This window comes from Pantoea sp. CTOTU49201 (genome assembly GCF_032054795.1).
Classification (GTDB): domain Bacteria; phylum Pseudomonadota; class Gammaproteobacteria; order Enterobacterales; family Enterobacteriaceae; genus Pantoea; species Pantoea symbiotica.
In genome coordinates, this window is sequence record NZ_DAMBSA010000071.1 from 5558 (window position 1) to 15374 (window position 9817).

At 46.0% G+C, this 9817-nt stretch carries 10 protein-coding genes; 5 read left to right on the forward strand and 5 right to left on the reverse strand.

All coding sequences use genetic code 11. The features are described 5' to 3' along the window. Nucleotides 1-431: 431 nt before the first annotated feature. Entirely contained in the window at nucleotides 432-1265 is an 834-nt protein-coding gene (locus tag RTY00_RS07490) for a hypothetical protein (RefSeq protein WP_312663982.1), read from the reverse strand. Between the two features lie 206 nt (nucleotides 1266-1471). Next, a complete protein-coding gene (locus RTY00_RS07495; RefSeq protein WP_312663983.1) occupies nucleotides 1472-2524 on the reverse strand; it encodes a hypothetical protein in 1053 nt (350 codons plus the stop codon). Between the two features lie 1408 nt (nucleotides 2525-3932). Here RTY00_RS07495 and RTY00_RS07500 point away from each other — a divergent pair. The 4 genes from RTY00_RS07500 (at nucleotide 3933) to RTY00_RS07515 (ending at nucleotide 5100) form a co-directional block, all read left to right on the forward strand. Continuing rightward, nucleotides 3933-4145, forward strand: a complete 213-nt coding sequence (locus tag RTY00_RS07500; protein WP_007889586.1) for a cold-shock protein — start codon at nucleotides 3933-3935, stop codon at nucleotides 4143-4145. 2 nt (nucleotides 4146-4147) lie between these two features. Next, the gene (locus tag RTY00_RS07505; RefSeq protein ID WP_110866453.1) at nucleotides 4148-4291 is read left to right on the forward strand and encodes a cold-shock protein; all 144 of its coding nucleotides are present in this window, start codon (nucleotides 4148-4150) and stop codon (nucleotides 4289-4291) included. 203 nt (nucleotides 4292-4494) lie between these two features. Further along, the gene (locus tag RTY00_RS07510; protein WP_312663984.1) at nucleotides 4495-4815 is read left to right on the forward strand and encodes a hypothetical protein; all 321 of its coding nucleotides are present in this window, start codon (nucleotides 4495-4497) and stop codon (nucleotides 4813-4815) included. Nucleotides 4816-4932: 117 nt separating this feature from the next. Next, nucleotides 4933-5100, forward strand: a complete 168-nt coding sequence (locus RTY00_RS07515; RefSeq protein WP_008110452.1) for a hypothetical protein — start codon at nucleotides 4933-4935, stop codon at nucleotides 5098-5100. Between the two features lie 77 nt (nucleotides 5101-5177). Here the strand turns inward: RTY00_RS07515 and RTY00_RS07520 are convergent, their stop codons facing one another. Next, nucleotides 5178-5909, reverse strand: a complete 732-nt coding sequence (locus tag RTY00_RS07520) for a class I SAM-dependent methyltransferase (protein ID WP_312663985.1) — start codon at nucleotides 5907-5909, stop codon at nucleotides 5178-5180. Nucleotides 5910-6165: 256 nt separating this feature from the next. Here RTY00_RS07520 and RTY00_RS07525 point away from each other — a divergent pair, with 256 nt between their 5' ends. After that, nucleotides 6166-6813 carry a metallophosphoesterase gene (locus RTY00_RS07525; RefSeq protein ID WP_312663989.1) on the forward strand — a complete coding sequence of 216 codons (648 nt, stop codon included), beginning with the start codon at nucleotides 6166-6168 and terminating at the stop codon, nucleotides 6811-6813. Nucleotides 6814-6816: 3 nt separating this feature from the next. Here the strand turns inward: RTY00_RS07525 and rsmF are convergent, their stop codons facing one another. Beyond that, nucleotides 6817-8241 carry a 16S rRNA (cytosine(1407)-C(5))-methyltransferase RsmF gene (rsmF, locus tag RTY00_RS07530; RefSeq protein ID WP_312663986.1) on the reverse strand — a complete coding sequence of 475 codons (1425 nt, stop codon included), beginning with the start codon at nucleotides 8239-8241 and terminating at the stop codon, nucleotides 6817-6819. A 72-nt stretch (nucleotides 8242-8313) separates the two neighbouring features. Further along, nucleotides 8314-9817 (reverse strand): MlaD family protein (locus RTY00_RS07535; RefSeq protein WP_312663987.1); only part of this gene is annotated, 1504 nt, incomplete at its 5' end.

A 9817-nucleotide genomic window follows, 5' to 3' on the forward strand; every position in this document is an offset into this window, starting at 1 on the left:
ACCGAATATAGGAATCGTATTCGGTCTTTTTTTATCTGTTTGATTTATATGTAAAAATAATCACCCATCCGAAAATGTCCGAATTCATGATATCCGGTTTATATCATCACGTATTCCTGTCCACGCGAATCTAAGTACTTTTTGGTAATCGACATGTTTTTATGTCCGAGCAACCTTGGACTGATTATTCACTTTTTTAACTTCATATAATCTGCAAGATGACTTTTGATATCTTAAAAACTTAGAATATTTTTTCCAAAAGTAGTCCCGTTTAATTGCGAACTTTTTCATCTGCACCGCTCGTTGTATTCGGCAATTGTCGTTGCCGAATATGCTACATTCACTAACGGTAAATTATACAGGCTAAAATATGTATTAGCCTGTTAACTAATACCCTCCATTTTAAAAAAAGGAGTGTGTTAGAAATTCAATCATTGTAAGGTGAGTGACTTAACATTTAGCCCCAGTTGCCTTGTATCATTACCTGCTCCTAAGGCATAAGGAGAAATAGTTGGATTCATTACAAATTTAATATCGATAACTCCATTTTTTATATTTAATGAGTTAGTTGGGATCCTGATTTTTTTAATCTGCAAATTATCTCCATTAAGAGTTGAATAAATTAAAGTTCCAATTTTATAATTATTTATCCATATATCAACAAAAAAATCATCCTTCTTGTGTTCAAATAAAAATGCATTTGCCTCAATTATTAACAAAGTGGGATTGGCGGATTTTTTTTCAATCTTCATAATTAAATTGGAAACATCACCATCAGTCCATGTTCCAAAACTCTCAGGTATCGACCAGCCACTGGCAGTAAAATTACCTGAGTTACCACCGCGAGAGAAAGTTATTTTGTCTCCTAAATTAAAAATTGCCATATCTGATAGAGGATCTACTTGGTTATTCGACTCCCATATGTTGTTTTTTATATCTAGAACGCAAACAGAGTTTAAGTTATGATTAGATATATATTTATCAACTTTATAAAGGTATGACGGAGCTTGTTTAAAAACCCAATCTTTTGGAGTAAATGAGGCAAATCCATTTAGTGTTGGAATTCCGATGCTATCAGCTATAATCATAGCTTGGGTATTTTGAGAGTATATATCATTCTGATGGAGTGAGGAAAGATTATCAATGGGGTTTTTTACATAAAAATACTTGCAGTAAGCAGGAGGGATGGATGCCTTTTTAATTAATAGTTCATCGCTAGCCTTTATATTTACTGGCGGGCTTATGTTAATTTGTGATGTAATCAATAACGAAAATATTGCATAAGTTATATATTTATTTAGTTTTAAGTCTTTAATGCAACAACCAATAATCAAGCAGATAGGGAGCGCCAGAATGAGATAAATACGACAGATTGCTCTGACTCCAGATGCTCCTGGGATTGTTTTATTTATTAAAATCCACAGTGAAAAATCATTTATTGATATCGGTAATGATAAAATTATTATAACTGTTAAGCTAAGGGCAATAAAAGGCTTTGATGAAGCGTTGTTTTTTTATAAAAAAAATAAACAACGGAAATGAAAAACATTAACAAAACATCCGGAGTGAAACCAACCTCAAACTCACCACTACGCCAAATGCCACCTAGATAACTATTAATGTGAGTGTATATTGCACCCCATAACAAACTCCCTTCGCCAATGTTAAAAATGTCTATTGCATGTAAGCTGTATCCTAATTGTGTTGGGAACGACTGGCCACCTGTTTGTTTTAAATTTGGCAGATAAACCATCAAAAAAGGGAAAATAGAGATAATGAACGTTATAAATAAAACAAAGAATAATAGTTTTTGAGATGATGCAATTTTTATGAAGTTTATAGATTGACTTCTTTTGAATAGGAAAAATGACATAAAAAACAACAAAAGAAACAAACAAAAAAACCACGAAATATAAAAGCCAGTAAAAAAAACTGCTGCCAGAAAAATGCTGAAAGAAACTCCGTTGATTATTTTATATGTCCAACTCCTTTTGTATGTTATACCATAAATTAAATTAAGCAGAAGCAATGATAATAATGGAGAAAGTGATGATAAAAACAACTGTCCATGACCTGCTTGATTAGATGAGTTTATCACCAATGTAAAAAGGGCCGCAGTAAGCAAACTGATTTGAAAGTCTTTTGTGATTTTTAGCATCAATCGGCACATTGCCCAAAAGCCAATCACTTTCATAATTGCATGAATTAAATCTCCACCTGATATAGAGTGAAGGTCAAATAACCAAGCAATAACGCCGTACAGAAAATAAGAATCATTGAATCCAAGTGTGTTAGTGTGAGGATATAGATAAAGAGGATTATTCCAAATCGTAATGCCATTAAATACATTCGTCCAATGAGACACTAAAAATCTTTCAATCAGAACATCATAGCCTTTGCCAAATACAAAGCAAAAACCAGTTGAAATTTGCTTCCAGAAAAATATGCTGGTAAATGCAAGTGATGAGATGAATAATATAAATTCTTGGAAATATGTTAACTTTAGATCATTGTCTTTTTTCATAAATTGTTCCGATTCTTATAAGCTATTGAGCTCTAGACATAATACCTCATTTTAAGAATTAAGGAAAGTTCAGCTTAGCTATTTGAAAGCGTGTTTCTTTAACTCTGAATTTAATAAAGGAGGTGTTGGCGCTCATACTGAGATAAGATGTAATATTGTCATCGTTTCCATATCTCACACCACAAAAAGTATAGGGGTTTTATATGACATCATTAATTAACTACTTATCTAAAAGCCTCCTGTAGTGGTTTGTCGATTCGTGGAAATCAAATGCTGTAATAGAAATTCTCACTACGCTAGGTAGCGATCGTTGAATGTCTGCAAGTTACCAGTTACCAGTTACCAGTTACCAGTTACCAGTTAGTTATAATTAATTATATGATGTATGTGTTGGTGATGAGTTTTTCTGCTATTGGAATCAAAGGTAGATAATTATTTTAAAATTAAAAGCATTAACTCTATACTGATTGCTTTATTTTTTATACAGTGCGCTGAGGAGATATTGGGATAAAGCTTAGTGAGGTTGTATTTATAATTTTTTGTTTTGTGGGTTTCATTTATATCATGTTGCATTTTTCTTTAGGGTGATTGCTGAAAGTAAGGTGGTTGTGGAAATATATTGCATACAGTCTTTTTGGAAGTTTGGTCATCATAATTTCCTTGTCAATATGTATAAGAAAATCAAATTCTTTGGTCGTCTATTAAATTTTCTTGAATTGATATTTTCGTCATTCGTTGAGTGAATTCTGATATGAAGCTAATTTCCCCATCCTGATCTGTTGGTGATGTCAAAGTGATTTTTCATCGAAGAACAGGGGCGCTTTACTGTTAAAGTTACGCGGCTATCAGTGCTGTGAGTTTAACAACTAGCATGCACCATGTGACGTTTTTGTTTCCAGTAATGATGATGGAATTTCCCCTTTTGGGGATGAGACACGTGCGGCAGATGGAAAATGAAAATATACGTTTGAAGATGTTGGTGCCGATATGAGTCTTAATAAAGCCCTGCTGAAGGACATTTGCGCACATATGAGCTGCAGCCATAGTCATTACACTAACTTCTTTTAACCTGATGAGAAGATGGGGGCTGTGAATTCAAGATTATCTTCCAAGGTAAGAGGCGCAACTATTAAATGGATGTTGGAGCTAAACCTTTTCATTTTGTACTTAAAAAAATGTATAAGTGAGTATAAAAACTAAAATCATTTATAGCTTGCTTATAGTTAGGATAAATGCGTTAATGCTTCGTCGGTCTGAATAGCAGACAGTTAGAAGGTTAGTTCCCATTGTATTTCTCATCCCAGTTAGTGCCGCTTCAAGCCCTTTCTCTTTGAGTCTTATCCTAAGTTCTGATTCGTATTTGCAACTCGGCCCTTACGCCAATAGGCTCATTTAAAAGGTAAAAATTATGTCTAATAAAATTCTTGGAACGGTAAAATGGTTCAACTCAGAAAAAGGCTTCGGCTTTATTTCTCCTGAAAATGGCAGCAAGGACGTTTTCGTCCACTTCTCAGCCATTCAGGGCACTGATTATCGCTCACTTGATGAAGGTCAGCGTGTTGAGTTTTCAGTTGAAGATGGTCCTAAAGGTCCGTCTGCAACAAATGTATTAGGTCTGTAATTATTCGCATTTATCATCGTTTAAGATGTCCGCATTGCCAGAGTTCACAATATCGCACCTCCGCGTTCGATATTACTAAAATGAACCCACATGGCGCTAAATGCATTTTCTGCAAATCATCAATGATTGTGTTGAAAACTGCATAACGACGGATATTCTGCCCTGATAATTATTAGGGCTTATCAGGCAATTGCCTGATATCAGAATCATTAGCACTGCTTAGGCAGTGCTTTTTTATTTTTAAATTACCCATCCTAACGTCACTTATTCCCCCGATCGTCATCTCCAATAGATGCTACATTTTCTCCTGTTCAGCAATAAATCACCGCCTTAGAGAGAATTTTGCAAGATGTATAAGCCTGTTATTCTGATCGCCATGCTGCTGAGTGGTTGCGCGCTGAAACAATATCCGCAGTCTGCCAATGTGAGCGATGCCGAAGCACAAACCTACGACTGCGCAGCACTGAATCAGGAGATTGCTAAAAGCCAGAGTGTCCAACAGCAGATCGACAAAACCGGCGAGTTTGATGCGCTGACGGTCCTCGGCTTCATTGGGGATTTTGGCATCGGTAATGGCATTGCGAAGGCCAGCGCTAACAATAAGGCTGCGTCACGTTTGCAACAGCTGGAAAATCTCAAAGTTGTACGCTGCGCGCATAACGCGACGTGATCGTTATCGGATGGGAAATAATCAGCAGAAAAGGTGCGGTCATATAGCTGCAGTCAGTCTGTGCGAAAAATGGTATAACGTGGGCGCATCTGATTAATGGCCGGATAAGGATCCTTCATGGCAAATACACAATATCTTCTCTGGGTAATGATTGGCACCCTAACGCTGCTTTGTATCTTTATTGGTGTGGTAGTTGGCCGCGCCAAAACGCCGCGTATTGGAACGCTGACATTTGCCGGTTTATTAGCCTTCTTCTTGCTGGCGATCTTTTTAATCACGCGCTAGTACGCAATGCCCCTTGAATGTCACAAATAGCGCAGCAGGGATGTGTAAAGGCTGCATCGTGCAGCCTCAATTGAAAGTCACAGCAGTTTACGCGCGGCCAGCAAAAACATCATCGGACGATCGCGTTCTTCCGCCAGGGCGGGATTCAGCGCAACCATCTCTTCGCTCGGTCCCCATTCATCGAGATGCACCATCTCAAATCCTGCGCCGATCACTGCATTGATCCAGGTTGACAGCTTGCGATGCTGCTTCTTCACGCCATCGGCAAACCAGTTGCTGATGCGTTCGCCTTCCTGCTGATAATGATTGACCGGCCAGCTGCGCTGCTGGTGCTCATCCACAATCCACTGCTGTTGTGCAGGTGCGGTGTAAATCGGATGTTCACAGGAAAACACCAGCGCGCCGCCCGGCGTGATTGCCTCAAACAGGGTTGCGAAGAGCGCGTCAATATTGGTGAGGTAGTGCAGCGCCAGTGAGCTGTAGGCGAGATCAAAGGATTCGCCTAACTGCAAAGTTTCTAAATCGGCGCGCTGATAGCAAATCTCCGTTCCCTGCGTCATGCTCGTGGCTTGCGCCAGCATCTTCTCGGAAACGTCGAGTCCCAGCACGTCGCGCGCGCCTTGCTGCTGCGCGTATCGGCAAAACCAGCCGTAGCCGCAGCCTAAATCGAGAACACGTTTGTCCTGCAGATCAGGGAGTAATGCACGCAGTGCGGGCCATTCTGGTGCGCCGTCTAATCCCTTAACGGAACGTGGCAAGGTGGCGTATCCGGCAAAAAAGGTAGGATTGTCGTAAATATTCTGGCTCATACAGGCTCCTTTATATGATGCGCAAAGGAGTTTAGGCGTTTAGCGCGGAATGTAAAGTCGCGTAATTATCCCACAAATAACAGATGTACCAGACGAGCGAGTGATTCCAGTAGCAGCAAGCTACCGATGAAAATAACGATTAATACACCAATGAATTGCTTCCGTCCGCTCATGCTGTTCCCTCCGCTGGCTAAACCTGACCGGACTATACTTTATGCCGGGCTCACTAAACTTCCAGTCAACCGGGGAAGATTACATGCTTTACCAAACGGTAAACACGCAAATGTGGCGAAAGATTTGGGTGGTGGGCGATCTGCACGGTTGCCGCGCCCAGCTCGATGCGCAACTGCTCAAGCGTGATTTCGATAAGCAGCAGGATTTATTGCTATCGGTGGGCGATTTAATCGATCGCGGGCCGGACAGTCCTGGCTGTTTAGCGCTGATGCAGGAACCCTGGTTCCGCTGCGTGCGCGGCAATCATGAGCAGATGGCGCTCGCTGCGCTGGATGGCCGTGATCAAACCTTGTGGATGATGAACGGCGGCGAGTGGTTTTGGCAGTTGAAGGGCGCAAAGTTAATAGCTGCGCGCCATGCGTTGAAACGCTGCGCTGAGTTACCGTTGATCCTGCATCTGGATTTCGGCGAACGCGTGGTGGTCATTGCCCACGCCGATTATCCTGCCAGCCATTATGCGTTGGGGCAGGATGTTGACTGGCAGCAAGTGGTGTGGAGTCGCGATCGGCTGGGACGCCATCAACGCGGCAGTTCAGCCCACATCGATGGCGCCAGTGATTTCTACTTCGGCCACACGCCGTTAGAACAACCGCTCAATGTGGCGAATCAGCATTACATCGATACCGGCGCGGTCTTCGGCAATCATCTCACTCTGGTGCAATTGCAGTAACGCTTAGCGGAACAGTCGTCCGTCGCGCACCAGTTCACGCGGATAACTGTTTTTAATGCGATTACCCACTTTCTTCGCCAATCCCAGCGGCTGCTGCTGGTAGGTGACGATCACTTCATCCCGGTTGGGCAAGGTTTCCGGATGGATATCCTGACCGCGATACCAGGTTTCCGCTTCCGCATCGGTGAGTTCGAAATCCAGCGCGCTGCCTGGCTGCGTCAGCGCTACCACTGCTTCATGCTGCCAGCGATAGCCTTTCGGGAAGGTTTCTGCCAGCTTGAGGCCGATACGCGAGAAGCGCACCTTTCCCAGCCAACTCTCCAGCGCCGCCGGGAACAGCCACAGCTCTTTGTCGCGCTGCCACAGCGTGTGGTTCTCATCCCACTTCAAGCCGACTTTTGCCGCCGCCTGCTGCACTTCGGCGCTCAGTTTGCGGCTGGCAGGAGAGAAGGGCAGTTTGCCGACTTTATAGGTTGGCGTTGGCAACGCGGGAATGCTGGCGGTTTTACGCAGACGCGCGACGAAGAAACCTTCGCTATCGAAAATCTGTGGGAACACGTGCAGGAAACCTTCGGTGGTTAACGCCTGATCGGCGCCGGCGAACAGGTTGTTCAGCGGTACGATTTCAACCGCATCGGGATAACGCTGCAGCAACCAGTGAATCACCTGCTGATTCTCGATCTGATTCAGTGTGCAGGTGGAGTAAATCAGCGTGCCGCCGGGCTGCAAGGCATGGAAAGCGCTGTCGAGCAGATCGCGTTGGGTCTCAGCGATCGCTTTGGTGCTGGCCAGCGTCCAGTTACGCAGCGCGTCGGCATCTTTACGCACTACGCCTTCGCCAGAGCAGGGTGCATCAAGCAGAATGGCATCGAAACGCTCCGGCAGCGCGGCACCAAACACGCGACCATCAAAATGAGTCAGCGCCACATTGCTGACGCCGCAGCGGCTGATATTAGCGTGCAGCACTTTAACGCGGCTGGCCGAGTATTCGTTCGCCAGAATAGCGCCTTCATTGCGCATCAGCGCGGCCATCTGCGTGGTTTTGGAGCCCGGCGCGGCAGCCACATCCATCACCTGACGTGCATCGGGTGCGGCATCAAACAGCGCGGTGACCGGCAGCATTGAGCTGGCTTCCTGAATGTAGAACAGCCCGCTCAGATGTTCCGCTACGCTACCGAGCGGCAACGATTCGTCGTCACGCTCAATCCAGAACCCTTCGGCACACCACGGAATGGGCGATAAGCGCCAGCCATAATCGGCGGTGCGGGCGAGGAAATCTTCCACGCTAATTTTTAAGGTGTTAACGCGTAAGCTGCGACGCAGCGGTTGCTGGCTAATAGCGAGGAAGCGTTGCAGTTCGGCGTCGTCAGCAAGGCTGGCGCGCATCAGCGCGAGAAAATCTTCGGGAAAGCGATCGGACACGGGCATCTACCGGGAAACGAAATGAGCGCGAAGTGTAACACGCGAAAAAGAATCGGGCAGCCAGGCTGCCCGATTTGCTTAAGGTTGATTAGGGTCCGGAATCGCCGTGCCCCAGTCGCGCCACGCTTTCGGCGCTTCATCCTGTAGCAGGAAGTGTTTGTTGGCGCCGGCCTGCGGGGCTAATGGCACCGTTGGCGGGGTGGCAAACTGTACGCCGCCGCGAATGAACTGCTGGAAAGTACCGGTTTTCAGCACGCCACCAATCAGACCAAAATCAAAGTTATAGCCGGAAGCCAGCCAGAACACCGAGTTGTTGCGCACCAGATGCTGATATTTTTTGCTGATACGCAGCGCAATCTGCACGCGATCCGCCATATTGCCCAGCGACGTTCCGGTGACCGTGCCCACTTCTACGCCACGGAACAGCACTGGCGTGCCCACCGACAGCGATCCCGCGTCAGCGGCATCGACATAAATAGTCAAGCCGTTCAGGTAGCGTGAATCGGTGATGGTGCTTTCCTGTAGTTCGAATGTGCGCGCAGGCGCACCTTTGCCCGGATCGACGTTGAGATAAGGCTGCAACAGCGTTTCGATATGATTCACACCCGCCGCAGAAATTTCCGGCGATACCACCGAGAAGCGGCTGCCGATGCGCGAGAAGTCCTGCACGTATTCCGGATAAAGCACCGCTTTGGCGACAACCTGGTTGTTATCCGAACTCAGCGCCAGTGATTCAACCTGACCAATGTTGATGCCGAGATAGCGAATCGGCATTCCCGCCGCCAGTTTGCTAGCGTCATAGGTGTGCAGCGAGATCTGGCTGCCAACTGCGCGCGCGGCTGTTTCTGAAGCGTAGAGCACACGCTTAACGCCTTTCGCCGCCTGCGCGCCGGTCAGATTATCGAAGCTGATAGCACCTTTCAGTGCACGGTTAAGCGGGGACGCTTGCACGGTTAAACCGCTGCCGTTGAGCTGCACTTTGGCGCCACCTTCGGCCCAGAACACACTCTCGCTGGTGAGCAGCTTGCGATACTGCGGCTGAATGTGAATCGAGATTTCAAACGCATCCGCGCGCGGCACCACATCCACCACTTCGCCGACCTGGAATTTGCGGTACAGCAGCACCGAACCAGCCTGCACATCCGGCAAGCTGTTGGCGGTGAGTTTCAGTGTGGTCGGCGGTTGTTCTCCCACGATGCCTTCCTGAGCACGTTCCGCATCCGCATATAAAGGATAACGACTGGATGGATTGCCTTTCGCGCCTGGGATCAGGCGAATGCCGCCATCCACCCATTCGCGCGCACTGGCACCCAGCACCTGCATACCGTCGAGGCCAAACTTCACATCGAGGCGGCTATTCACCACAAACTTGCTGTCGGCGTGCACCAGATTACGGTGTTCCGGGTTGATAGCTGCGACAAAGCTGATGCCATTCTCATCCAGCGCGCGTGAAATCACCTGGCCGATTTTCATGCCATACAGCATCACCGGCTGGCCGGCATCGATGCCGTAGGTTTCCGGCGCGCTGAGTTTTACCGTCAGCACGTCAGGTTTCTGCAGCAATGTTTCGCTGGCTGGCAAC